Below are 24,822 nucleotides of genomic sequence, written 5' to 3'. Positions count from 1 at the left end.
AGCCGATTGGCCCACGTGATCCGGATTGGCACTCGGGGCAGCCTGCTGGCCACCACCCAGGCCGCGACCGTCAGGGACGCCCTGATCGCCCACGGCCACCCCGCGGAGTTGGTGACCATCACCACCGCGGGCGACCGGTCCTCGGCGCCGATTGCCGATCTCGGGGTCGGCGCCTTCACCACGGCGCTGCGCGAGGCCATCGAAGATGGCCGCGTGGACGCGGCGGTGCATTCCCACAAGGACTTGCCGACCGCGGATGACCCGAGGTTCACGGTGGCCGCGATACCTCCACGAAACGACCCCCGCGACGCGGTGGTGGCGCGCGACGGGTTGGTGTTGGCGGAATTGCCGGCCGGATCGCTGGTGGGCACGTCCTCCCCGCGACGGGCCGCACAGCTTAGAGCATTGGGTCTCGGTTTGGAAATCCGCCCCCTTAGAGGCAACCTAGATACCAGGTTGAACAGGGTAAGTAGTGGTGATCTTGACGCCATCGTGGTAGCTCGGGCTGGACTGGCTCGGCTGGGCCACCTCGATGATGTCACCGAGACGCTTGAGCCGGTGCAGATGTTGCCGGCGCCGGCTCAAGGCGCCCTCGCGGTCGAATGCCGCGCCGGTGACAGCCGGCTGGCGGCAGTGCTGGCGGAGCTGGACGACGCCGACACACGCGCGGCGGTCACCGCGGAGCGAGCCCTGCTGGCCGAACTGGAGGCCGGTTGCTCCGCACCGGTGGGCGCGCTCGCGGAAGTGGTCGAGTCCATCGATGAGGACGGCCGCCTCCTCGAAGAGCTTTCGCTGCGTGGCTGCGTGGCGGCGCCGGACGGATCCGACGTGATCCGCGCGTCCGGCGTCGGCACCTGCGGTCGGGCACGGGAGCTTGGGCTATCGGTCGCTGCGGAGCTGTTCGAGCTGGGCGCCCGGGAGCTGATGTGCGGAGCGCGGCGGGACCCGCGCGAGGAAGTTGAATGAGAAGAATTACGTGGGAGCGACAATGACGACGCGAGGGCGCAAGCCGCGACCGGGCCGCATCACGTTCGTGGGCGCCGGTCCGGGCGACCCGGGATTGCTGACGACTCGGGCCGCCACGGTGCTGGCGAACGCGACCCTGGTGTTCACCGACCCCGACGTACCCCAGCCAGTGCTAGCCCTGATCGGCAAGGATCTGCCACCGGTCTCCGGACCGGCGCCCGCCGAACCGGCCCCCGGAAACGCCCACGCTGCCGGCCCCGACGGAGACCAAGGCACCGCCCCGGCGGTGATGGCGGTGATGTCCGGGGCCCCCGACATCCGTCCAGCGGTGGGTGACCCCGCCGAGGTCGCCAAGACGCTGACCGCCGAGGCCCGGACGGGTAGCGACGTGGTGCGGCTGGTGGCGGGTGATCCGCTGACGGTCGACGCCGTCATCACCGAGGTGAACGCCGTCGCACGCACCCACCTGCACATCGAGATCGTTCCGGGCCTGGCTGCGACCACCGCGGTTCCGACCTATGCCGGGCTGCCGCTGGGCTCGTCGCACACGGTTGCCGACGTCCGCCTCGACCCCGACAACACAGACTGGGAAGCGCTGGCCGCCGCACCCGGGCCGCTGATCCTGCAGGCCACCGCGTCGCATCTGGCCCACGCGGCACGGACCCTGATCGACCACGAATTGGCCGAGTCCACCCCGTGCGTGGTGACCGCGCACGGCACTACCTGTCAGCAGCGTTCGGTCGAGACCACCCTGCAGGGACTGACCGACCCGGCCGTCCTGGGGATCACCGACGCGGGGCCGTCGCCGGCAAGCGGCGGCGTTCCGTTGACCGGCCCGCTGGTGGTGACCATCGGCAAGACGGTGGCCAGCCGGGCGAAGCTGAATTGGTGGGAGAGCCGGGCCCTGTACGGCTGGACCGTCTTGGTGCCGCGCACCAAGGACCAGGCCGGCGAGATGAGCGAGCGGCTGACGTCCTACGGCGCCCTGCCGATCGAGGTGCCGACCATCGCCGTCGAGCCGCCGCGCAGCCCCGCCCAAATGGAGCGCGCCGTCAAGGGTCTGGTCGACGGCCGGTTCCAGTGGGTGGTGTTCACCTCGACCAATGCGGTCCGTGCGGTGTGGGAGAAGTTCGGTGAGTTCGGCCTGGACGCGCGCGCCTTCTCCGGGGTGAAGATCGCCTGCGTCGGCGAGTCGACCGCGGACCGGGTCCGTGCCTTCGGGATCAGCCCCGAGTTGGTGCCATCCGGGGAGCAGTCCTCGATCGGTCTGCTGGACGACTTCCCGCCCTATGACAGCGTTTTCGACCCGGTGAACCGGGTGCTGTTGCCGCGCGCGGACATCGCCACCGAAACGCTCGCCGAAGGACTGCGCGAGCGGGGCTGGGAGATCGAGGACGTCACCGCCTACCGGACCGTGAGGGCTGCCCCGCCGCCGGCGACTACCCGCGAAATGATCAAGACGGGTGGGTTCGACGCGGTGTGCTTCACCTCGAGCTCGACGGTGCGAAACCTGGTCGGCATCGCGGGCAAGCCGCACGCGCGGACGATCATCGCCTGCATCGGTCCGAAGACCGCAGAGACCGCCGCCGAGTTCGGCTTGCGGGTGGATGTCCAGCCCGATACCGCCGCGGTGGGTCCGCTGGTCGATGCGCTGGCCGAACACGCCGCGCGGCTGCGCGCAGAGGGGGCGCTGCCACCGCCGCGCAAGAAGAGCCGCAGGCGTTAGTGGCGATCGCAAGCGCGGCGGAGCCGGGCGCCGCGGGTCGCCACCAGTTGGGTCCCGTGGCGATCGCAAGCGCGGCGGAGCCGGGCGCCGCGGGTCGCCACCAGTTGGGTCCCGTGGCGATCGCAAGCGCGGCGGAGCCGGGCGCCGCGGGTCGCCACCAGTTGGGTCCCGTGGCCTACCCGCGGCAGCGACCGCGCCGGCTCCGGTCGACCCCCGCGATGCGCCGCTTGGTGGCGCAGACCTCGCTGGAGCCAAGGCATTTGGTGCTGCCGATGTTCGTCGCCGACGGTATCGACGAGCCGCGGCCGATTGCCTCCATGCCGGGCGTGATGCAGCACACCCGCGATTCGCTGCGTGCCGCCGCCGCCGACGCCGTCGCCGCCGGGGTGGGCGGGCTGATGCTGTTCGGTGTGCCCCGCGAGGAGGACAAGGACGCGTCCGGCTCGGCCGGCGCCAACCCCGACGGCATCCTCAACGTCGCCCTTCGCGACCTGGCCAAGGACCTCGGCGACGCCACGGTGTTGATGGCGGACACCTGCCTGGACGAGTTCACCGACCATGGCCACTGCGGCGTCCTCGACGACCGGGGCCGAGTCGATAACGACGCCACCGTGGCCGCTTATGTGGAACTGGCTGTGGCGCAAGCGGAATCCGGCGCACACGTGGTGGCGCCGAGCGGAATGATGGACGGTCAGGTCGGCGCGATCCGCGACGGCCTGGATTCCGCCGGCCACATCGACGTGGTAATCCTGGCTTACGCCGCGAAATTTGCCTCGGCGTTCTACGGCCCGTTCCGTGAGGCCGTCGGCTCCAGCCTGTCCGGCGACCGGCGGACGTACCAGCAGGAAACCGGCAACATGCGGGAGGCGCTGCGCGAGATCGAGCTGGACCTCGCCGAGGGCGCCGACATCATCATGGTCAAGCCCGCGATGGGTTACCTGGACGTGGTCGCGGCCGCGGCGGACATCTCGCCGGTGCCGGTGGCGGCCTATCAGGTTTCGGGGGAGTACGCGATGATTTGTGCTGCGGCCGCGAACAACTGGATCGATGAGCGGGCGGCGGCACTGGAGTCACTGACCAGCATCCGGCGCGCTGGGGCTGGCATCGTGCTCACCTACTGGGCCGCCGATGCGGCGGGATGGCTTTCGTGACGGAGGGGTCGCGTGACGCCAGGGGATAGCAAACCCAGGCCGTTGTTCTACGAACCCGGCGCCACCTGGTATTGGGTGCTCGCGGGGCCCGCGGCGGCGGCGTCGATGATTCTGATCGAAATGTCCAGCGGCGCCGGTGTTGGGCTGGTCGTTCCGGCGCTCTTCCTGGTGATGGTGTCGCTGTTCGTGGCATTGCAGGTGAAGGCGGCGCGCATCCACACCTCGGTCGAGCTGACCAAGGACGCGTTGCGCCAGGGCACCGAAACGATCCCGGTCGCCGAAATCGTCAAGGTCTATCCGGAGGCGGAGAATTCGGTGGACTCCGGTAAGCCGCTTCAGAAGTGGCAGACGGCGCGGACGCTCGGCGAACTCGTCGGGGTCCCGCGCGGCCGGGTCGGCATCGGCCTGAAGCTCACCGGGGGCCGCACCGCGCAGGCGTGGGCGCGTCGCCATCGTCACCTTCGGGCAGCGCTGACTCCGCTGGTCCAGGAGCGGGTCAAGCCCGCGTCGTCCGACTTGGCCGACCCCGACGGTGACGACTACACCGGGTCACCGCGGTGACGGCGCGCTACCGAGCTCTGGTCGAACTCGTCGTGGCGTGCGCCGCGCTGGTGGGCGCCGCGGTGTGCTGGGCGCAAACGCGTTCCATGGTGACGGTCGGGCCCGTCGCCGACGGGCAGCCGGTCACCTTTTCGGTGGTCTATCACCCGCAGGCGCTGTTGTTGACGCTGTTGTTGGCGATGTTGGCCGGGGTGTTGGTGGTGGTGGCGGCGGCCCGGCTGCTCCGCGTGTGGCGCAGCGCGCGCCCTAAGCCGTCTTCTTGACGAGCGGCAGCACGAGCTGGCGGCGGCGCACGATGGCGTCGGCCAGGTTGCGCAGCGCCTCGTGCACCGAGCGTGCAATCGGAAACATGGCACCGTTGTCGTCCTGGTCCTCGTCGGCACCCAGTAGCTCGACGACCGCCGGGCTCGCGACCAATATCCACTCCACCCCGACGGCGCGGCAGTCGTCATCGAGCGTGTGCAGGAGTGAGATACCAGCTGCGGCAAAGTAACTCACTTCGCTGACGTCGAGCACCACCGGGTTGTGTCCCAGGATGAAACGCCGGATGTATTCGCTGACCGGATCCACGTTGACGACGTCGATTTCCCCTCGGATGGTCACCACCGTCGCCAGGTGACGACACTGGGCCCGAATCTGGGCGCCGCAGCAGTCAACGGTGCCGTTTGCCTGGCGATCAGTGCGACCAGTGACGTTCGAAGCCGGTGTGGTGATAGTCATAAGCAGCCCCAATCCCCATGGCGTTGCGGGAGCCGACACGACGCCGAGAAACCTGTCCCCAACGTTGACAGCAAGATCTAAGGAGATCGGCAGCTGGATCTAACTCTTTGCTAAGAACCGACTTTCGGGGTGCAGGCGGCGAGCCGCTCCCAGCCCGCACGCCCCTCGGGGCGATCGCGCTGTTAGGCTGCGATGGCTGCCGGTTGCCCGTCGGGGGCTTGTGAGACGGCCAGATCGCCCGGTCAGCAAGGCCAGCGGGCCATCAGATCACCAAACAGCAGGGTCGAGACGGGCAGAGCCCGGGAAGAGCACAATGCGCAGCGGAGAAATCAAGGGTGAGATCAAAGCCTTGACCGGACTCCGTATCGTCGCCGCGGTCTGGGTCGTGCTGTTTCACTTCCGGCCGATGCTGGAGGATGCGTCGCCCGATTTCCGCGATGCCCTCGCGCCGGTGCTGAACTGCGGCGCGCAGGGGGTCGACTTGTTCTTCATCCTCAGTGGGTTCGTGCTGACCTGGAACTACCTCGACCGCATGGGCCGCTCGTGGTCGGCGCGCGCCACCCTGCAATTCCTGTGGCTGCGGCTGGCCAGGGTGTGGCCGGTGTACCTGGTCACACTCCATCTCGCCGCCGTGTTGGTGATCCTCACCCTCCACGTCGGCCATGTGCCGCTGCCCGAAGCGAGTCAGCTCACCGCGACCAGCTATGTACGCCAGGTCCTGCTGGTGCAGTTGTGGTTTCAGCCGTATTTCGACGGGTCCAGTTGGGATGGGCCGGCCTGGTCGATCAGCGCGGAATGGCTGGCCTACCTGCTGTTCGGCCTGGTCGTGCTGGTGATTTTCCGGATGATGCACGCCACGAGGGCGCGGAGCCTGATCTGGCTGGCCATCGCGGCGTCTATGCCGCCGGTTGTGCTGTTGTTGGCCAGCGGCCAGTTCTACACCCCGTGGAGCTGGCTGCCGCGAATTGTGACGCAGTTCGTCGCGGGCGCGCTGGCCGCTGCCGCGGTGCGAAGGTTGCGGCTGACCGATCGCGCTCGGCGCGTCGCCGGGTACTGTTCCGCACTCCTGATCGCCGCCATCGTGGGAATCCTCTACCTGTTCGACGCGCATCCGATCACCGGAGTGGTGGACAGCGGCGGGGTGGTCGACGTCCTGTTCGTTCCGTTGGTGATAACGCTGGCGGTCGGCGTGGGGAGCCTGCCTTCGCTGCTGTCGACGCGACCGATGGTTTACGGCGGGGAAATCTCGTTTTGCCTCTACATGGTGCATGAACTGGTGCACACCGCCTGGGGATGGGCCGTGGCACAATTCGAGCTCACGCCGCAGGACAACCCGTGGAAATGGAACGTCGTCGGGCTGCTCGCGATCGCCGTGGGCGCTTCGGTCGTGTTGTATCACGGCGTCGAGGTGCCCGCCCGCCGTTGGATGCGCAGGATGGTCGACATTGGGACAGTGAACGCGAGCCTCGAGCCCGATGGCTCGGTGGGCGCCAAGCTTCATCAGATCGACGGTGCGCTGGAAGCGGTGTCGGTCCGCGCGGTGTGACGCTCGCGGGACGTGAGCGCGTTGACGGCGACTCGCCTCAGTTTCCTCGTACGATTCCGTTGATTTGGATGCGGAGGTAGCGGTGAGTCGTCTGGCCACGCTCGTCATTGGTCTCGCTCTGCTGGTCGACGTGGTCTTGCCGCACCCGGCACACCCAGCACGGGTGCGGGTCTACGACACACTGACCAAGGATTTTCGGCTGAACCAGCTCGCAGTGATCGGCGACTCCTACACCACCGGCACCGATTTGGGTGGCCTGGGCCCGAAATCTTGGACCGCCGTGGCCTGGCAGACGCTCACCGAGCGGGGCGTGCGGATCGCCGCCGATGTGGCGGCCGAGGGCAGAGCGGGCTACGGCGCGCCCGGCGACCACGGCAGCGTCTTCGCGGATCTGACCGCCAGGGCGGTCAAGTCTGACGACGTGCTGGTGGTGTTCTTCGGCTCCCGCAACGACCAGCGGGCTGATCCCGAGCTGCTAGCCGAAAGGGCCCGCGATACCTTCGATCTGGCGCGCCGCCTGGCGCCGTCCGCGCGGTTGCTGGTGATCGGACCGCCGTGGCCAAACGCCGACGTACCCGACTGGATGCTGCAGATTCGCGACGTGCTGGGCGCCGCGGCCGGGGGCGCGGGGGCAGCCTTCGTCGACCCGATCGCCGAACGCTGGTTCGTCGACAGGCCCGACCTGATCGGCGCGGATGGCGTGCACCCCAACGACGCAGGGCATGAGTACCTGGCGGACAAGATCACGCCGCTGATTCGTACGCAGTTGAGTGACTAGGGCCAAAGCGCCAGCCGCACAAGGTGTTTAGTGTGGGCGCGGGTAGCGGTTCAGTCCTCGGCGTGCCGCTCGTAGTCCCAACGCTCAAGGCGCGCTTGCAGCTGCAGCAGGCCAACCCCGACGACTGGCATTACCGCCGAAATGAAGACCAGCAGCAGCGCCGACATCTCAAACCTCCAGAACTCTTTCATTGGTACCACGTTCGTCGTCGCCGCGAGGTTCATTCGCCAAGAAACTCACCGGAACTACCGCTCCGCCAGGGTGCGATCGGCCAGCGCGCCGATAACGGGTGCCAGCAGCTGCGCGTACTCGGTCGTCACGTGGTGGTCGTCGCGGAACACTAGGGTGTTGCCGACGATCACCGGGCAGATAGGCGCTGCATGGCCGGTCCCACATGGCCGCATGCGAGTCGCCGATCAGCGCCACCGTCGTCGTTGAGGCGGCGTCGCCCGTCGCACACTCGCTTTGGCCCGCGTCATGCCCGGAACGCCTGCAGCCGTTGACGAATACCGGCGCCTTGGCAGGGCCACCGCGGTGGCCGCGCCGCCCACCGCGAGGCTGGCCGCCGCCGATCGACGCAACCGAGCCCAACGCGCCGCATTCGCCGCTCCCCTGCGGGGGCAGAGCCGGTGGTGGCTTGCTGCCGGACTGTCATCGCCTCGTCTAGGACGCCATCCAGGCCAGCTCGCCGGGCAGCTGCTCGCGCCAATAGTCCGTGTCGTGTCCGCCGTCCGAGAAGCCGCCTGCCGGTGGCTTTTTCAGTTGGTTGACGAACTGACGGGTGGCGAAATAGAAGCGATCGCTAGTGCCGCAATCCACGCGAAGGGGAATCTGATTCAGTGCCGGCAGGCCCACCACGCTGTGCTGCACCCAGTCGTCGTAGCTGTCGAACGCCCCGGGCGCGCTGCCAGTGAACGATGTGTACAACGCCGGGCTGATCGCGCAGATCCCCGCCGTCCGGGCTGGGCCCAGCCGCGCGCCCAGCAGCAGCGCGCCGTACCCCCCCATCGACCAGCCCAGGAAGCCCACCCGGGAGGTGTCCATGCCCATCGATGCCAGCATCGGCAACAGCTCTTCGAGCACCATCGCCCCGGAGTCCCCGCCCGCAGCCCTCTTGTGCCAGTAGGTATTGCCGCCGTCCACGCCGACCACCGCGAACGGCGGCTTGCCCGCCTTGACCAGCTGGGCCAGCCCGTCCGCGACACCGAGGTCGAGCATCATGCCCGCGTTGCCGTCCTTGCCGTGTAGGGCGATCACGGGACGCAGCAAGCCGGTCTGGCCGGGCGGCATGGCGATCACCCAGTTCGTCTTGACGCCGCCGCGAGCCGCCGAAATGAACGAGCCGGACAGCTTGGTCGGCAAGCCGCTGCCCGCGGTCGGCGGCTCGAACGGGGCGGGAGCAAGCGGCGGCGCCGCCTGGGGTTCGAGCGGATCGAACACAGCGCTCAAAGCCCACACGCCGGCGGCTGCAGCGCCGACGCCGGCGCCCATACGCAGCACCGCACGGCGGGTCAGCTCAGGCACGAGCGTCATAATGCCGCGCCGAGAGGCTTTTTCCGGCCGAGCCACGCCGTATCGGTAGGCAATCGTGACGAGAGTTGGGGTGGCTGGAAAGTCGCTCAGGTTGTGCGTGCGTTGACCGTCCGGGTGATCCGTTGATCGGCAACGGCATTCGGCAAACCCGGGACAGCTAATAGCGCAACTCGATATCATTTGCCCCGCCGAGTGGGTGTCGAAGGTGACCGCGCGATTACCGGTCGTCGCTAGGGCGCGGGAGGTGCGGAATGTCGTTTGTGTTCACGGCGCCGGAGATGCTGATGGCGGCGGCGACGGATTTGGCGGGTATCGGGTCGGCACTTGGCGCGGCCAACGCGGCCGCGGCAGCCGCGACGACTGGAGTGTTGCCCGCCGCCGCCGATGAGGTGTCGGCTCAGATTGCGGCGCTGTTCAGTCAGCACGCCCAGAGTTACCGGGCGCTCAGCGCACAAGCGGCGGCGTTCCACGACCAGTTCGTGGGGGCTCTGACCACGGGCGGGGCCTCGTATGCCAGCGCCGAGGCCGCCAACGCGCAGCAGAATCTGCTCAATGCGATCAATGCGCCTACCCAGGCGTTGTTGGGCCGCCCGCTGATCGGCAACGGCGCCAATGGGGCGCCAGGGACCGGGGCCAACGGCGCGCCCGGCGGCATACTGATCGGCAACGGCGGAGCCGGCGGGTCCGGCGGGCCCGGCCAAAACGGCGGTAAGGGCGGGGCCGCCGGGCTGTTCGGCCTCGGCGGAGCCGGCGGAGCCGGCGGGACCGGAACCACCGTCGGGGGTGCCGGGGGTGCGGGCGGGCTGCTAGTCGGCGCCGGCGGGGCCGGTGGGGCCGGCGGGACCAGCGTCACCGCCGGGGGCGCTGGCGGTGCTGGTGGTGCTGGCGGGCTATTCGGCGCTGGAGGGATCGGCGGGGCCGGCGGAGTCGGTGGCTCCGTTGGGGGTGCTGGCGGTAACGGCGGCAGCGGCGGGCTGTTCGGCAGCGGCGGGATGGGCGGGGCCGGCGGGGCGGGCACCACCGACGGCGGTGCAGGTGGTGCTGGCGGCACGGCAGGCATGCTGTTCGGCGATGGCGGTGCAGGCGGTGTCGGCGGCGCCGGTACCAACAACGGCGGCGCCGGCGGGGCCGGCGGGAACGCGCGGCTGATCGGTGCCGGCGGTGATGGTGGGGTCGGTGGCATCAGCCTCGGCTTGGGGGGAACGGGGGGAACCGGCGGTACCGGCGGCGCCGGCGGGGTGTTCGGTGCTGGCGGGGCCGGCGGGCTGTTCGGTGCCGGCGGGGCCGGCGGTGACGGTGGTGCCGGCGCCACCAACGGGGGCGCCGGCGGGGCCGGTGGGGCTGGCGGGCTGTTCGGCCCAGGTGGGTCCGGTGGCACCGGCGGGACCGGCCTGTCGAACGCAGGTATTGGCGGGGCAGGCGGTGTTGGTGGGACCGGCGGGCTGTTCGGCGCCGGCGGTGACGGTGGCGCAGGCGGGCGTGGCATCACCACCGGGGGCGCCGGGGGGGCCGGGGGACTTGGCGGCATGCTGTTCGGTGCCGGTGGTGCCGGTGGCGACGGTGGTGCAGCAACCACGAACGGTGGTGCCGGCGGGGCCGGCGGGAACGCGCGGCTGATCGGTGCCGGCGGGGCCGGCGGCACCGGTGGGACCGGCACCAACCTCGGGGCCGGGGGTACCGGCGGGGCCGGCGGCAATGCCGGGATGCTATTCGGTGCGGGGGGTGCCGGGGGCACCGGCGGTTTCGGTGCGTTCAACGGCGACGGGGGAGCGGGCGGTGCCGGCGGCACCGGCGGGCTGATCGGCAACGGTGGTGCCGGGGGCACCGGCGGTTTCGGCGCTGGCGGTGCCGGCGGGACCGGCGGTGCCGGCGGCAACGCCGGCGGGCTGTTGGGAGCCGGTGGAGCCGGCGGTGCCGGTGGGGGTAACGTCGGCGCTAACGTTGCGGGCGCGGGCGGTGCCGGCGGTAACGGCGGCGGGCTGTTCGGTGATGGCGGTGCTGGCGGTGCCGGTGGCACTAGCACCGGCGGTGACGGAGGTGCTGGCGGTGCCGGCGGCAGCGCCGGGATGCTCTTCGGGACCGGCGGTGATGGCGGTGTTGGCGGCACTGGCTCGATCGGTGGGGGTGCCGGAGGTGCCGGCGGCAAGGCCGCGCTGATCGGCAACGGCGGTGACGGAGGTGCCGGCGGCGGCGGCGGGACGGGCGCCGGTGGCGACGGCGGCGACGGCGGCGACGCGGTGCTGATCGGCAACGGCGGTAACGGGGGCAACGGCGGGGTGGGCGCGACCACGGGCACCGCCGGCACCGGCGGCACCCGTGGGCAGCTGCTCGGCGAGAACGGGATGAACGGGTTGTCGTAACCTGCGGGCCGGCGCCGGTTTGTTCTGCAGATTCGCCTTGACGACCTTGGCGATGCCTCCTACCACCAGCGACTGACCGCGGGTGACTCCCGACCCCAAGCTCTGCGCCGGTTGTACATGTTCTTGTTCAGCTTCACAACGTCAATGGCATCCAGTGGGCGGGCATCCCGGCCGACATCTTCGAGCGCGTGCTCGGGGCAGCGGGTGGCGCGTGGACTACCTGGGTGGCACCACCTCTCAGTCCCGCTTCGACGCGAGACGTTCGATGCCATCGACGATGTCGATTCCGAACGTCGCGACGCGATCATGGAGCGGGTGCAGCTGCTGATGCTCAGCTCGGTGTTCTCGAGCCGCTGCCGGAAGACTACGGGGTGCGTAGCTACCCGCCTGGACTGACCGGCGCGCGTCGGCCCGCCGGAGCGCCGCGGGCTGGTGCCCCGCCCACGGATGTGTTGTGGTTAATGAACACCACTTCGTGGCCGGGGCACGCCGGGAGGACCGACAGTATGGCCAGAGATGGCTAGCTCTGGGAGCGCTTCGCAGCTGCGCCAAGGACTATCGCAGCGGCAGCTCAACATGATCGCCATCGGCGGGGTCATCGGCGCCGGATTGTTCGTCGGTTCTGGCGTGGTGATCCACGAGACCGGGCCCGCCGCGTTCCTGACCTACGTGGTCTGTGGCCTGCTGATCGTTCTCGTCATGCGCATGCTGGGCGAGATGGCCACCGCGAACCCGTCGACCGGATCATTCGCCGAGTACGCGGCTAGGGCGCTGGGTGGTTGGGCGGGCTTTTCCGTTGGCTGGCTGTATTGGTACTTCTGGGTGATCGTGGTCGGTTTCGAGGCGGTCGCCGGCGGAAAAGTCCTCGGTTACTGGGTTCATGCGCCGCTGTGGCTCTTGTCGCTGTGCCTGATGGTGCTGATGACGGCGACCAACTTGTTCTCGGTGACATCCTTCGGCGAGTTCGAATTCTGGTTCGCCGGAATCAAAGTCGCGACCATCCTGATATTCCTGGGCGTCGGCGCGGCCTTCGCCCTCGGATTGCTGCCGGGCCACGGCATGGACTTTTCCAACCTGACCTCACACGGCGGCTTCTTCCCCAAGGGCGTCGGCGCCGTCGTCGCCGCCATCGTGGTGGCGATCTTCTCCATGGTCGGTGCCGAGGTCGTCACCATTGCCGCCGCCGAGAGCCGCGAACCCGAGCGCGCGATCCAGCGAGCGACCAACTCGGTCGTCGCGCGCATCGTGATCTTCTTTGTCGGTTCGGTCTTTCTGCTTGCGGTGGTCCTGCCGTGGAATTCGGTGGAACCCGGCGCGTCGCCGTACGTCGCCGCGCTCAAGCACATGGGTCTGCGCGGCGCGGATCAGATCATGAACGCGGTGGTTCTCACCGCGGTGTTGTCGTGCCTGAACTCGGGCCTGTACACGGCGTCGCGAATGCTGTTCGTGCTCGCCGGCCGCCGGGAGGCGCTTGCGCGGCTGGTCAGGGTCGACCGGCGTGGGGTCCCCTCCGTCGCCATCCTGTGCTCGTCGCTGGCGGGCTTCGGCTGCGTGATCATGGCGCGGATCGCGCCCGGCACAGTGTTTCTCTTCCTGCTCAACTCGTCCGGCGCCGTCATCTTGTTCGTCTACTTGCTGATCGCCCTGTCGCAGATCGTGCTGCGCCGCCGCACGCCCACGGAAAGGCTGCGGGTGAAGATGTGGCTCTTCCCGGTGCTGTCGATACTCACCGTTGCCGGAATCATCGCCGTGCTGGTGCAAATGGCGTTCGACCGTGCGGCACGCACACAGCTCTGGCTCAGCCTGCTGTCCTGGGTGGTGGTGGTTGCGCTCTATTTCGTCACCAAGGTGGCGACGCGCAAGAGGGCGCGCCACAGCTAAATTCTTCGGCGCCATCCGGTCTCGGGCCCCTGTCGCGTGTGATACTGCAGGGCATGAGGGCGGCCGGTGTTCGTCGCGGAACGGATCTGTTGTTGTCCCCCGGGTCGCCCCCGGCGACCGGCGGCCTGATCGCGCTGTCCGGCCTGCGGCTGCTGGCCGGGCTGATCTGGCTCTACAACGTGGTCTGGAAGGTGCCACCGGACTTCGGCGAGCGCAGCCGCGGTGGGCTGTACCACTTCACGCACCTGGCGGTCGAGCATCCGGTGTTCAAACCGTTCAGCTGGGCGGTCGAGCACCTGGTGCTCCCGAATTTCACCGCATTCGGGTGGGCAGTGTTGGTCACCGAGTCCGCGCTGGCGGTGCTGCTGCTGACGGGCACGGCTGTGCGGCTGGCCGCATTGATCGGCATCGGGCAGTCACTCGCGATAGGGCTGTCGGTGGCCGAGTCGCCCGGGGAATGGCCGTGGTCGTACGCGATGCTGCTCGGCATCCACGTCGTCTTGTTGCTCACCCCGTGTGCCCGCTACGCCGCCGTCGACGCCGTGCGCGCGGCGAGAACGCCTGTCGCGGGCCGCCGGCTGCTTGGCGGCTGGGGGATCGTGCTGGGGCTGATCGGTCTTATCGGCGTTTGGCGTAGTCTTGCCAGCGGCAAACCCGCCAACGTCGGCATCAGGCCCTTGGAGTTTTCGCTCGGCGATTACAACGTTCGCGGCGCGCTGTTGCTGATCGGGATCGCGCTGCCGATGCTGGCCGCGACACAAGTGCGCGTGCTCGCGATCGCCGCGGCCGCGGTCGCGGTGGTCGCCGCCATTTCGATCTATGCGCAAGTCGGCAGGGCTTCAGTCTGGCTCGGCGGAACAAACACCACCGCAGCGATTTTCGTGTGCGCCGCGGTGGTAGGCCTGGCGGCAGGTTCCAGGATGACACGGGTGAAAGGGGCGTAATGGTCGCACCCGAGGCGTTACAGGACGCCATTGCGATCGCTGCAGAACACGCCGAGCGGGTGGATGCCGACGGTTCCTTCCCGGCCGAGTCCGTGGATGCGCTGCGGGCGACCGGGCTCCTTGGCCTGGTGCTGCCCCGCGAGGTCGGCGGAATGGGTGCGGGCCCAGTGGAATTCACCGAAGCCGTCGCCCAACTTTCGGCCTCCTGTGGATCGACCGCCATGATCTACTTGATGCACGTCGCCGCCGCCGTCACGGTCGCCGCGGCGCCGCCGACGGGTCTGCCGGATCTGTTGGCGGACATGGCTTCCGGAAAACAACTCGGCACCTTGGCGTTCAGCGAGAAGGGCTCCCGCTCGCACTTCTGGGCGCCGGTGTCCACCTCGACGGCCGACGGTGACCACATCGTTGTGCGGGCCGACAAGAGCTGGGTGACCTCGGCGGGCTTCGCGGACGTCTATGTCGTGTCAGCCGGTTCGGCGAACGGCACCGCGGGAGACGTTGATCTCTACGCTGTTCCGGCCGACACACCGGGCCTGCGCGTGTCCGGCAGCTTCACCGGCATGGGTATGCGGGGAAATGCTTCTGCGCCAATGGCTGTCGACATCCGCGTCCCGTCCTCATATCGCCTCGGCGCACTCGGCGGCGGATTCGGCACCATGATGGAAACGGTGCTGCCGTGGTTCAATCTCGGAAACGCCGCCGTCTCACTGGGTTTGGCCACGGCTGCCACCTCCGCCGCGGTCAAGCACGTCGCGAGTGCCCGGCTGGAACATCTCGGCGGGAGTCTGGCCGAGCTGCCGACGATCCGCGCTCAGATCGCCCGGATGGGGACCGCGCTGGCGGCGCAAAAGGCGTATCTGGCCCTGGTCGCCGACAGCGTGAGCTCGCCCGACGACGCCACCTTGACGCACGTGCTGGGCGTGAAGGCATCGGCCAACGACGCCGCGCTGACCATCACCGAGTCGGCGATGCGGGTGTGTGGCGGTGCCGCGTTCTCCAAGCATCTGCCCATCGAGCGTGCCTTCCGTGACGCTCGGGCGGGGGCGGTGATGGCGCCAACCGCCGACGCGCTGTACGACTTCTACGGCAGGGCCGTCACCGGCCTGCCGCTCTTCTAGGAGGGGTTATGTCAGCCGATCCGCTCGTCATCGGGGCAGTCGCTTACACACCCAACGTCGTACCGATCTGGGAGGGAATCCGAAGCTACTTCCAGGAAAGCCCGGACGGGCAAATGGATTTCGTGCTCTACTCCAACTACGCGCGGCTGGTCGATTCGCTGATCGCCGGGCACATCGACATTGCGTGGAACACTAATCTCGCCTACGTGCGGACCGTGCTGCAGACGGGTGGGCACTGCACGGCGCTGGCCCAGCGCGATACGGACGTCGACTACACCACCGTGTTTGTGGCCCGTGCGGGCAGTGGGCTGCGGGGGGCCGGTGACATCGCCGGAAAGCGCCTCGCGCTCGGGTCCGCCGACTCCGCGCACGCGGCGATCTTGCCGCTCTATTACCTGCGCCGGGCTGGTGTAGCCGAGTCGGAGCTGCAGATCGTCCGCTTCGACACCGACATCGGCAAACACGGCGATACCGGCCGCAGCGAGCTGGACGCGGTGGACGCCGTGCTGGCGGGTGCGGCCGATGTGGCGGCGATCGGCAGCTCGACGTGGGCGGCGATGGGCGCCTCGGAGCTGATGGGGGATTCGCTGGCCGAGGTGTGGCGCACCGACGGCTACTGCCACTGCATGTTCACCGCACTGGACACGCTGCCCGCCGACCGCTACCAGCCGTGGCTCGACCGGTTGCTGGCGATGAGCTGGGATGACCCTGAGCATCGAAAGATCTTGGAGCTCGAGGGTTTACGACGCTGGGTGTCTCCGCACCTGGACGGGTACAAGCCGCTTTTCGAGGCCGTTGAGGAGCAGGGTATCGACCCGCGATGGTGATCCTGGATCTGATGCGCCGGGTGGGTGGTCTCGCGCAGGGAGCCACCGCCGAGGTTGCGGTCCGCAGCGAACGGGACCGTGAGCTCGCCGAGCGGTGGTGCGCGCGGACCGGGAACACCCTGGTGCGCGCCGACGTGGACCAGGGGGGAGCCGGCACCCTCGTGGTGCGGCGCGGCCGTCCGCCCGACCCCGCGAGCGTCCTGGGCGCTGACCGGCTGCCCGGAGTGCGGTTGTGGCTGTACACCAACTTCCACTGCAACCTGTCCTGCGATTACTGTTGCGTGTCGTCGTCACCGAGCGCTCCGCACCGCGAACTCGGTGCGGAGCGCATCGGCCGGCTGGTCCGCGAGGCTGCGGCTTGGGGGGTGCGCGAATTGTTCCTCACCGGCGGTGAGCCGTTTCTGCTGCCCGACATCGGCACGATCATCCGGAGCTGTCTCGACACGCTGCCCACCACCGTGCTCACCAACGGCATGGTGTTCAAGGGCCGCGGGCTGCGCGCGCTGGAGTCGCTGCCCAGGACTGGGCTCGCCTTGCAGATCAGTCTGGACTCGGCGACACCGGATCTGCACGACTCGCATCGAGGTGCCGGGACGTGGGCCAAGGCCGTCGCCGGGATCCGTGTGGCGTTGTCACTCGGCTTCCGAGTGCGCGTGGCCGCCACGGTTGCGGCGCCCGGACCCGGCGAACTAGCGGCGTTTCACGACTTCCTGGATGGGCTCGGCATCGCCCGGGCCGATCAGCTGGTCCGGCCGATCGCCTTGGAGGGCGTTGCGTCCGAGGGGTTGGCGCTCGCGCGCGAATCGCTCGTTCCGGAGGTGACGGTCACCGCCGACGGCGTGTACTGGCACCCGGTGGCCGCCACGGACCAGCGGGCCCTGGTTACCCGCACCATCGAACCGCTGACCCCGGCGCTGGACGAGGTGAGCCGGCTGTTTGCCGAGCAGTGGGCGCGGGCTGCCGATGCGGCCGCCCTGTTCCCGTGCGCATAGTTACTGCGCGAGTGACGTGTCCGGCCCACCGGTGCCGGCACCGACACGCGCCCGCCGGTGATCGTCTCCAGCTCGCGTGGGGCAACGATTGCGCCGGTCGCCAATTAGTTGGCCGCCGTGTGCGTCATATACCTAGTAAAGCTTGCCGGTTGTACTCCAGCCAAGCTGTTTAGCAGTCCTCGTCGTCGGTGAGGAGGCGTTCGGGGTGGTGGTAGTCGTTGGTTCTTGCCTGGCCGTGGTCGTGGTGTGGTGGTGGGATCCATTCGGTGCGGCCGTTGGGGAGTTTTCTTGTGCGCCAGCCTTGTCCGGCCTGTTTGTGGTTGGGGGTGCAGGCGAAGGTGAGCTTGTCGGCGTTGGTTTGGCCGCCGGCGGCCCAGTCGTCGACGTGGTGGACTTCACACCAGTAACCGGGGACGTCGCAGCCGGGGTGGGTGCAGCCGCGGTCCTTGGCATATAGGACCACGCGCTGATCCGGTGTGGCCACGCGGCGTGTGCGGCCGAGATACAGGGGGCGGCTGGAATGCTCGTCGAACACGGCTAGATAGTGGTAGGCGTGGCGGGCCATGCGGATCAGGTCGGGCATCGGGATGAGGGTTCCGCCGCCGGTCACCGCCCGGCCCGCACCCGAGGTCAGCTCGGCCAGCGTGGTGGAGACGATGACGGTCACCGGCAGGCCGTTGTGCACGCCGAGTTTCGGATCGCCCAGCTGGCCGCGGACTAGAGCGTTGAGGGCGTCGTGTTGGCGCTGGGCGGGGCTGCGCCGGTCGCTGCCGACGGTGGCCTCGGGGGGTTGGTCGTTAACGCACGGGGTCTCATCGTCGGGGTTGCACATGCCGGGGGCGGCGAAGCGGGCGAACCAGGCGTCGAGGTTGGCGCGCAGTTCGGGGGAGGCGACCAGTTTGCCGATGCTCATCCCGTCGGCGCGCTGGCCACACCAGCTAAAGCCGCGCCGAAGTGCGCGGTCGGCGTCGGAGAATTTGCCGTCGGGGTTGATCAGCAGCGCACAGCGGTGCGCCACCTTTTCCAGCTGGTCGGGCCGCAACTTGGTGGCTTGGTCGGCGAGAAATCGTTCGGCGTGTTCGACGGTGTCGGCCGGTGTGTCCTGCGGCAGGTCGCGCACGAAGGTCTGGATCACCCGCAGGTGCTGCCCGTCGAGCATGCCGTGGCGCCACACGTCGGCGGTGACCGGCAGTTCCGGTGGCAACTGCTGGCCGGTCAGCGTCACCCGCGCCGAGAGCTGTTCGACATCTCGGACCCGGCGGCGCGCCTCGGCGCAGCTGATCCGCAGCCAGTCGGCGACCACCTTGTGCACCGGGCCGCCAATATCGGCGGGATCCTCCTTGGCCAGCCCCGCGATCACATCGTGACTGAGCGCCACCTGGCGCCGGCGAGCCGTCTCCAGCCGCTCCAGCGCGCGCAGCCGGACAACGGGGTCAAGGGCGTCGAAGTTGACGTCACCGATCGCCGCCACGGCCTCGTCGAGCCCGTCCAGCAGGACACCAATCGAACGCATATTCGAAGCATATTCGACCACTGACACGGATAACGTCCCAAAGCCGACAGCTGTGGATAGACGCCGAAGTGTGGACAAACCTCTGGCGCGGCCGCGGGCGCCCAACTCCACCAACTCCGGCCCGACCGCCAACGCTTACACCCTGTAGTTGAACGCGCCGCAGCGGCTGGAACACTGGTCGTCGTGGGTAGCACTGACCAAGCGCGCGCCGTGAAGGCCTCGGCCCGGCTGTTCGCGGATGCCTGCGCGGTCATTCCCGGCGGGGTGAACTCCCCGGTTCGGGCCTTTTCGGCGGTGGGCGGCACTCCACGCTTCATCACCGAAGCGCACGGCTGCTGGCTCACCGACGCCGACGGCAACCGCTACGTCGACCTCGTCTGCTCGTGGGGCCCGATGATCCTGGGCCACGCGCACCCCGCCGTCGTCGACGCCGTCGCCAACGCCGCCGCCAACGGCTTGTCGTTCGGGGCGCCGACCCCGGCGGAGACCGAGCTGGCCGCCGAGATCATCGGGCGGGTGGCGCCGGTCGAGCGGGTACGGCTGGTGAACTCCGGCACCGAGGCCACCATGAGCGCGGTCCGGCTGGCCCGAGGCTTCACCGGCCGGGCCAAGATCATCAAGTTCTCCGGCTGCTACCACGGTCATGTGGATGCGCTGCTGGCCGACGCGGGTTCGGGCGTGGCAACGCTGGGCTTATGTGACGACCTCCAGCGCCCGGCTTCGCCGCGCTCGCGATCGTCGCGGGGGCTGCCGTCCTCGCCCGGGGTCACCGGCGCCGCCGCGGCCGACACAATCGTGTTGCCTTACAACGACATCGACGCGGTGCGGCAGACCTTCGCCCGGTTCGGCGAGCAGATCGCCGCCGTGATCACCGAGGCCAGCCCCGGCAACATGGGAGTCGTCCCACCCGCACCCGGCTACAACGCGGGGCTGCGTGCCATCACCGCCGAACACGGCGCGCTGCTGATCATCGACGAGGTGATGACTGGCTTTAGGGTGAGCCGAAGTGGTTGGTACGGAATCGATCCGGTCGCCGCCGACCTGTTCACATTCGGCAAGGTGATGAGCGGTGGGCTGCCGGCCGCCGCGTTCGGCGGGCGGGCCGAGGTGATGGAGCGGCTGGCGCCGCTGGGGCCGGTGTATCAGGCGGGCACGCTGTCGGGTAACCCGGTGGCGACGGCCGCGGGGCTGGCAACGTTGCGCGCCGCCGATGGCGCGGTCTACGCCGCACTGGATGCCAACGCCGACCGACTGGCCGCGCTGCTAGCCGGGGCACTGACGGATGCCGGTGTGCCACACCAGATTCCACGGGCCGGCAACATGCTCAGCGTGTTCTTCGGGGACCAGCCGGTGACCGATTTCGCGTCGGCGCGGGCCAGCGAAACCTGGCGATATCCAGCGTTCTTTCACGCCTTGCTGGACGCCGGTGTCTACCCGCCATGCAGCGCCTTCGAGGCGTGGTTTGTCTCGGCCGCCCTCGACGACACCGCGTTCGACCGGATCTCCGCCGCTCTGCCTTTTGCGGCCCGCCGGGCCGCCAGGGCGGCTGCACGTGAGGACAGACCCTGATGGCCGAGCAAACCCAGGTGCACGTGGTGCGCCACGGCGAGGTCCACAACCCCACCGGCATCCTCTACGGTCGGCTGCCCGGATATCACCTGTCCGAGACTGGTGTCGCCCAGGCCGACAAGGTCGCCGACTTCCTGGCCGATCGCGACATCGTCGCGGTGATCGCCTCCCCGCTGCAGCGGGCGCAGGAGACCGCCGCACCCATCGCCGCGAAACACGACCTGCCGGTGGACACCGACCCGGACCTCATCGAATCTGCCAACTTCTTTGAGGGCGGCCGAGTCGGCCCGGGCGACGGCGCCTGGCGGGACCCGCGATTCTGGTGGCATCTGCGCAACCCATTCACACCGTCCTGGGGCGAACCCTACGTCGAGATCGCGGCCCGGATGACGACCGCGGTGGACAAGGCGCGTGCCCGAGGTGCGGGCCACGAGGTGGTGTGCGTCAGCCACCAACTGCCGGTATGGACGCTGCGGATGCACCTGACCGGTAGGCGGCTCTGGCACGACCCGCGGCGTCGGGAGTGCGCGCTGGCGTCGGTGACCTCCTTCGTCTACGACGGTGACCGGTTGATCGACGTGGTCTATTCCCAGCCGGCGGGCGTCTGACCATGTGGCGGTTGGCGATCACCGGGGCGGTAGTGGCAGGCCTGCTCACCGGCTGCTCGGGGCGCGACGCCGTCGCACAGGGCGGCACCTTCGAATTCGTCTCACCCGGCGGGAAAACCGATATCTTCTACGATCCGCCGGCCAGCCGCGGCCACCCGGGACCGCTGTCCGGGCCGGACCTGGTGAGTCCGGCACGCACGGTGTCGCTGGACGACTTTCCCGGCCAGGTGATCGTCGTCAACGTGTGGGGCCAGTGGTGTGGACCGTGCCGGGCCGAGGTCACCCAACTGCAGCGGGTCTACGACGCCACCCGGGGCTCCCCGGTGACTTTCCTCGGGATCGACGTGCGCGACAACCGGCAGGCGGCCCAGGATTTCGTCATCGACCGCCACGTGACGTTCCCGTCGATCTACGACCCGGCGATGCGCACCCTGATCGCGTTCGGTGGCAAATACCCGACCACCGTCATCCCGTCCACCCTGGTGCTGGACCGCCAGCACCGGGTCGCCGCGGTATTTCTACGTGAACTGCTGGCCGAGGACCTGCAGCCGGTGGTCCAGCGGGTGGCGGCCGAACAACCCTCGACGGGGCGACAATGACCGGTTTCACCGAGGTCGCCGCCGCCGGGCCGCTGTTGGTGGCACTGGGCGTGTGCCTCCTGGCCGGGCTGGTGTCGTTCGCCTCGCCATGCGTGGTGCCGCTGGTGCCTGGCTACCTGTCGTTCCTGGCGGCCGCGGTTGGTGTGGATGAGGCTGACGGCGCCGGCTCGATCAAAGCCCCGGCCCGGTGGCGGGTCGCCGGGTCGGCCGCGCTGTTCGTGGCCGGGTTTACCGCCGTGTTCGTGCTCGGCACCGTCGCCGTCCTCGGCATGACCACCACGCTCATCACCAACCGGCTGGTATTACAGCGGGTTGGCGGGGTGCTGACGATCGCCATGGGTCTAGTGTTCGTGGGCCTCATCCCGGCCCTGCAGCGCCAGGTCCGGTTCAGCCCGCGGCAGTTGACGACGGTGGCCGGGGCGCCGCTGCTCGGCGTGGTCTTCGCGCTCGGCTGGACGCCGTGCCTGGGGCCGACGCTGACCGGGGTGATCACCGTCGCGTCGGCCACCGACGGCGCCAGCGTGGCCCGCGGAATCGTGCTGGTGATCGCCTACTGCCTGGGGCTGGGAATCCCGTTCGTGCTGCTGGCGTTCGGTTCGGCGGGGGCCGTCGGCGGTCTGGCCTGGCTGCGCCGGCATACCCGGGCGATCCAGATTTTCGGCGGCGCGCTGCTGATCGTTGTGGGTGCGGCGCTGGTCACCGGGGTGTGGAACGACCTCATCTCGTGGATGCGCGATGCGTTCGTTTCCGACGTGAGGCTGCCGATTTGATGGCGCGCGAGGTGGCGCGAGCAGACGCAAAAGCACCCCAAAATGGGCCATTTTGGGGGCTTTTGCGTCTTCTCGCGGCAAAAACGCGCAACACTTGGCGCTCGCTGACGTCGATGGGCACCGCGCTGGTGCTGTTGTTCCTGCTCGCGCTCGCAGCGATCCCCGGGGCGCTGCTGCCGCAGCGCAGCCTCAACGCCGGCAAGGTCGAGGAATACCTGAAGGCCCATCCGCTGATCGGCCCGTGGCTCAATGAGTTGCAGGCCTTCGACGTGTTCTCCAGCTTCTGGTTCACCGCCATCTACGTGTTGCTGTTCATTTCCCTGGTCGGCTGTCTGACCCCACGGGTGAGCGAGCATGCCCGCAGCCTGCGTACCACGCCGGTGGCCGCCCCGCGCAACCTCGCCCGGCTGCCCAAGCACGCCCGCCGCCAGGTCGCCGGTGATCCCGACAACATCGCCACCACGATCGTCGGAAGGCTGCGTGGCTGGCGCACGGCGATAAGGCAGCGGGGCGGCACCGTCGAGGTCTCCGCCGAGAAGGGCTACCTGCGCGAATTCGGCAACCTGGTGTTCCACTTCTCACTGCTGGGTCTGTTGGTCGCGGTGGCTGTCGGCAAGCTGTTCGGCTACGAGGGCAACGTGATCGTCGTCGCCGACGGTGGCCCCGGCTTCTGCTCAGCGTCGCCGGCGGCATTCGACTCGTTCCGCGCCGGCAACACCGTCGACGGCACCTCCTTGCGCCCAATTTGCCTCCGGGTCAACAACTTTCAGGCGCGCTACCTACCGTCCGGACAGGCCACGTCGTTCGCCGCCGATATCGACTACCAGGCCGACCCGACCACTTCGGACCCCACCTCCAACAGCTGGCGGCCCTACCGGCTGGAGGTCAACCACCCGTTGCGGGTCGGCGGCGACCGGGTGTACCTGCAGGGCCACGGCTACGCCCCCACCTTCACGGTGACCTTCCCCGACGGGCAGACCCGCACGTCGACCGTGCAATGGCGACCCGACAACCCGCAGACCCTGCTGTCGTCGGGCGTAGCCCGGATCGACCCGCCGGCCGGCAGCTATCCCAACGCCGACGAGCGCCGCAAGCACGAGATCGCGATCCAGGGCCTGCTGGCGCCCACCGAGCAGCTCGACGGCACCCTGCTGTCGTCGCGCTTCCCGGCGCTGGACGACCCCGCGGTGGCCATCGACATCTACCGCGGCGACACCGGCCTGGACAGCGGGCGCCCTCAGTCGTTGTTCACGCTGGATCCCCGGCTGATCGAACAGGGCCGGCTGATCAAGGAAAAGCGGGTCAACTTGCGGGCCGGCGAGCAGGTGCGGCTCGACCAAGACGGCACGGTCGTCCGCTTCGACGGCGCCGTGCCGTTCGTCAACCTGCAGGTTTCCCACGACCCCGGCCAAACATGGGTGCTGGTCTTCGCGATCACGATGATGGCCGGACTGCTGGTGTCGCTGCTGGTGCGCCGACGCCGGGTGTGGGTTCGCCTGACGCGCGAGGCCGGTACGGTAAGCGTCGAGCTGGGCGGCCTGGCGCGCACCGACAACTCCGGGTGGCGCGACGAGTTCGAGCGGCTGACCGAGCGGTTATTGGCCGGGCTTGACGAAGCGACAGCTTCGATGTCCTTAACGTCCAGAAGGAGCCCTCAGGTGGAGGTCACATGAACACCTCGCACATCAACATCGGCCTCTCGAGGTACTCCGACTGGGCGTTCACCTCGACCGTGGTGGCGCTGGTCGTCGCGCTGCTGCTGCTGGCCTTCGAGTTGGCATACGTACGCGGCCGCGGGGTGGTCGACCGCGAGCTGGTGTTGACCGCGTCGGTTGCCGCCGACAGCGCCACCCCCGGGGTGGTGATGGACGCGCCGCAGCGGCCGTTCGACGAACGCGTCGGGCGGGCCGGGCTGGCGGTGGTCTACCTCAGCATCGGGCTCCTGTTTGCCTGCATCGTGCTGCGTGGCCTGGCCACCTTGCGGGTGCCGTGGGGCAACATGTACGAATTCATCAACCTGACCTGCTTGTCCGGCCTGGTGGCCGGTGCGATCGTGTTGCGCCGCCCGCAACACCGCCCGTTATGGGTCTTCCTGCTGCTGCCGGTGCTGGTCCTGCTCACGGTGTCCGGACGGTGGCTCTACGCCAGCGCCGCGCCCGTGATGCCCGCGCTGCAGTCCTACTGGTTGCCCATCCACGTATCGGTGGTCAGCCTCGGATCGGGGGTTTTCCTGGTCGCCGGCATCGCTAGCATCCTGTTCCTGTTGCGGACATCCCGGCTGGGCGCCCCCCAGCAACAAGAGGCCCAAGGCACCCTGACCCGCTTGGTCCAACGGTTTCCCGACCCGCAGACTCTGGACCGGATCGCCTATCGAACCACGATCTTCGCCTTCCCGGTATTCGGTTTCGGAGTGATTTTCGGCGCCATTTGGGCCGAGGAAGCCTGGGGCAGGTACTGGGGCTGGGATCCCAAGGAGACCGTTTCTTTTGTCGCCTGGGTGGTATACGCGGCGTATCTGCATGCAAGGTCGACCGCGGGCTGGCGGGACAGGAAGGCGGCGTGGATCAACGTCGCCGGGTTCGTCGCGATGGTCTTCAATTTGTTCTTCGTTAACCTGGTGACCGTCGGCCTGCACTCGTACGCGGGCGTGGGGTGAC

The 24,822-nt window shown here is 68.9% G+C and carries 24 protein-coding genes; 19 read left to right on the top strand and 5 right to left on the bottom strand.

The genetic code is table 11. The features are described 5' to 3' along the window. Nucleotides 1–15 precede the first annotated feature (15 nt). From hemC to G6N24_RS17840, 5 genes are all read left to right on the top strand, one after another. Nucleotides 16–966, top strand: a complete 951-nt coding sequence (gene hemC, locus G6N24_RS17865) for a hydroxymethylbilane synthase (RefSeq protein ID WP_085157220.1) — start codon at nt 16–18, stop codon at nt 964–966. A gap of 22 nt (nt 967–988) precedes the next feature. After that, nucleotides 989–2,692: a bifunctional uroporphyrinogen-III C-methyltransferase/uroporphyrinogen-III synthase gene (locus tag G6N24_RS17860; RefSeq protein ID WP_085157217.1), complete on the top strand. Its 1,704-nt coding sequence runs from the start codon at nt 989–991 to the stop codon at nt 2,690–2,692. Nucleotides 2,693–2,910: 218 nt separating this feature from the next. Continuing rightward, nucleotides 2,911–3,843, top strand: a complete 933-nt coding sequence (gene hemB, locus G6N24_RS17850) for a porphobilinogen synthase (protein WP_372514548.1) — start codon at nt 2,911–2,913, stop codon at nt 3,841–3,843. A gap of 12 nt (nt 3,844–3,855) precedes the next feature. Then, on the top strand, nt 3,856–4,404 hold the full coding sequence (locus G6N24_RS17845; protein ID WP_139822214.1) for a DUF3093 family protein: 549 nt from the start codon (nt 3,856–3,858) through the stop codon (nt 4,402–4,404). Next, entirely contained in the window at nt 4,401–4,667 is a 267-nt protein-coding gene (locus G6N24_RS17840) for a hypothetical protein (RefSeq protein WP_085157211.1), read from the top strand. The genes G6N24_RS17845 and G6N24_RS17840 overlap by 4 nt, the downstream gene beginning before the upstream one ends. Here the strand turns inward: G6N24_RS17840 and G6N24_RS17835 are convergent. Next, the gene (locus G6N24_RS17835; RefSeq protein WP_085157208.1) at nt 4,651–5,124 is read right to left on the bottom strand and encodes an STAS domain-containing protein; all 474 of its coding nucleotides are present in this window, start codon (nt 5,122–5,124) and stop codon (nt 4,651–4,653) included. The two genes, G6N24_RS17840 and G6N24_RS17835, sit on opposite strands and share 17 nt — an antisense overlap. Nucleotides 5,125–5,437: 313 nt before the next feature. Here G6N24_RS17835 and G6N24_RS17830 point away from each other — a divergent pair, with 313 nt between their 5' ends. After that, complete coding sequence (locus G6N24_RS17830) at nt 5,438–6,670, top strand: acyltransferase family protein (protein WP_085157205.1); 1,233 nt, start codon at nt 5,438–5,440, stop codon at nt 6,668–6,670. A gap of 82 nt (nt 6,671–6,752) precedes the next feature. After that, a complete protein-coding gene (locus tag G6N24_RS17825; protein WP_085157202.1) occupies nt 6,753–7,448 on the top strand; it encodes an Rv0518 family GDSL lipase in 696 nt (231 codons plus the stop codon). Nucleotides 7,449–7,498: 50 nt separating this feature from the next. Here G6N24_RS17825 and G6N24_RS17820 read toward each other — a convergent pair whose 3' ends face one another. The 3 genes from G6N24_RS17820 to G6N24_RS17810 all read right to left on the bottom strand — a co-directional run bounded on the left by G6N24_RS17820 (nt 7,499) and on the right by G6N24_RS17810 (nt 8,981). Beyond that, nucleotides 7,499–7,639: a hypothetical protein gene (locus G6N24_RS17820; protein ID WP_163745368.1), complete on the bottom strand. Its 141-nt coding sequence runs from the start codon at nt 7,637–7,639 to the stop codon at nt 7,499–7,501. Nucleotides 7,640–7,693: 54 nt separating this feature from the next. Continuing rightward, complete coding sequence (locus G6N24_RS25915; RefSeq protein WP_372514549.1) at nt 7,694–7,852, bottom strand: hypothetical protein; 159 nt, start codon at nt 7,850–7,852, stop codon at nt 7,694–7,696. A gap of 259 nt (nt 7,853–8,111) precedes the next feature. Beyond that, nucleotides 8,112–8,981 (bottom strand): alpha/beta hydrolase, encoded by an 870-nt coding sequence (locus G6N24_RS17810; RefSeq protein ID WP_085157199.1) that lies wholly within the window; start codon nt 8,979–8,981, stop codon nt 8,112–8,114. Nucleotides 8,982–9,232: 251 nt separating this feature from the next. Here G6N24_RS17810 and G6N24_RS17805 point away from each other — a divergent pair, with 251 nt between their 5' ends. From G6N24_RS17805 to G6N24_RS17780, 6 genes are all read left to right on the top strand, one after another. After that, nucleotides 9,233–11,341, top strand: a complete 2,109-nt coding sequence (locus G6N24_RS17805; RefSeq protein ID WP_163745552.1) for a PE family protein — start codon at nt 9,233–9,235, stop codon at nt 11,339–11,341. Nucleotides 11,342–11,857: 516 nt separating this feature from the next. Continuing rightward, nucleotides 11,858–13,222 carry an amino acid permease gene (locus tag G6N24_RS17800; protein ID WP_085161700.1) on the top strand — a complete coding sequence of 455 codons (1,365 nt, stop codon included), beginning with the start codon at nt 11,858–11,860 and terminating at the stop codon, nt 13,220–13,222. Between the two features lie 53 nt (nt 13,223–13,275). Then, on the top strand, nt 13,276–14,166 hold the full coding sequence (locus G6N24_RS17795) for an Rv1678 family membrane protein (RefSeq protein WP_085161735.1): 891 nt from the start codon (nt 13,276–13,278) through the stop codon (nt 14,164–14,166). After that, nucleotides 14,166–15,287, top strand: a complete 1,122-nt coding sequence (fadE16, locus tag G6N24_RS17790; RefSeq protein WP_085161701.1) for an Rv1679 family acyl-CoA dehydrogenase — start codon at nt 14,166–14,168, stop codon at nt 15,285–15,287. The genes G6N24_RS17795 and fadE16 overlap by 1 nt, the downstream gene beginning before the upstream one ends. A gap of 8 nt (nt 15,288–15,295) precedes the next feature. Next, nucleotides 15,296–16,114 (top strand): Rv1680 family SBP-like protein, encoded by an 819-nt coding sequence (locus tag G6N24_RS17785; RefSeq protein ID WP_085161702.1) that lies wholly within the window; start codon nt 15,296–15,298, stop codon nt 16,112–16,114. After that, entirely contained in the window at nt 16,111–17,106 is a 996-nt protein-coding gene (locus G6N24_RS17780; RefSeq protein WP_139822479.1) for an Rv1681 family radical SAM protein, read from the top strand. The genes G6N24_RS17785 and G6N24_RS17780 overlap by 4 nt, the downstream gene beginning before the upstream one ends. A gap of 169 nt (nt 17,107–17,275) precedes the next feature. On the opposite strand, the gene G6N24_RS17775 is transcribed toward G6N24_RS17780, so the two are convergent. Further along, the gene (locus G6N24_RS17775; protein ID WP_085161704.1) at nt 17,276–18,619 is read right to left on the bottom strand and encodes an HNH endonuclease signature motif containing protein; all 1,344 of its coding nucleotides are present in this window, start codon (nt 18,617–18,619) and stop codon (nt 17,276–17,278) included. Nucleotides 18,620–18,802: 183 nt separating this feature from the next. Between G6N24_RS17775 and hemL the strand changes: the two genes are divergently transcribed. The 6 genes from hemL (at nt 18,803) to ccsB (ending at nt 24,821) form a co-directional block, all read left to right on the top strand. Further along, the gene (gene hemL, locus G6N24_RS17770) at nt 18,803–20,188 is read left to right on the top strand and encodes a glutamate-1-semialdehyde 2,1-aminomutase (RefSeq protein ID WP_085161705.1); all 1,386 of its coding nucleotides are present in this window, start codon (nt 18,803–18,805) and stop codon (nt 20,186–20,188) included. Continuing rightward, nucleotides 20,188–20,796, top strand: coding sequence for a histidine phosphatase family protein (locus G6N24_RS17765; protein ID WP_085161706.1), 609 nt, complete (start codon nt 20,188–20,190; stop codon nt 20,794–20,796). The genes hemL and G6N24_RS17765 overlap by 1 nt, the downstream gene beginning before the upstream one ends. Nucleotides 20,797–20,798: 2 nt before the next feature. Then, nucleotides 20,799–21,395: a TlpA family protein disulfide reductase gene (locus G6N24_RS17760; protein ID WP_085161707.1), complete on the top strand. Its 597-nt coding sequence runs from the start codon at nt 20,799–20,801 to the stop codon at nt 21,393–21,395. After that, a complete protein-coding gene (locus G6N24_RS17755) occupies nt 21,392–22,165 on the top strand; it encodes a cytochrome c biogenesis CcdA family protein (RefSeq protein ID WP_085161708.1) in 774 nt (257 codons plus the stop codon). The genes G6N24_RS17760 and G6N24_RS17755 overlap by 4 nt, the downstream gene beginning before the upstream one ends. A gap of 113 nt (nt 22,166–22,278) precedes the next feature. Further along, a complete protein-coding gene (locus G6N24_RS17750) occupies nt 22,279–23,838 on the top strand; it encodes a cytochrome c biogenesis protein ResB (RefSeq protein ID WP_232070596.1) in 1,560 nt (519 codons plus the stop codon). Then, complete coding sequence (ccsB, locus tag G6N24_RS17745) at nt 23,835–24,821, top strand: c-type cytochrome biogenesis protein CcsB (RefSeq protein ID WP_085161710.1); 987 nt, start codon at nt 23,835–23,837, stop codon at nt 24,819–24,821. The genes G6N24_RS17750 and ccsB overlap by 4 nt, the downstream gene beginning before the upstream one ends. Nucleotide 24,822: the final 1 nt, after the last annotated feature.

It is taken from the genome of Mycobacterium lacus, from assembly GCF_010731535.1.
GTDB lineage: Bacteria > Actinomycetota > Actinomycetes > Mycobacteriales > Mycobacteriaceae > Mycobacterium > Mycobacterium lacus.
This window is presented reverse-complemented; position numbering and strand designations above follow the sequence as displayed.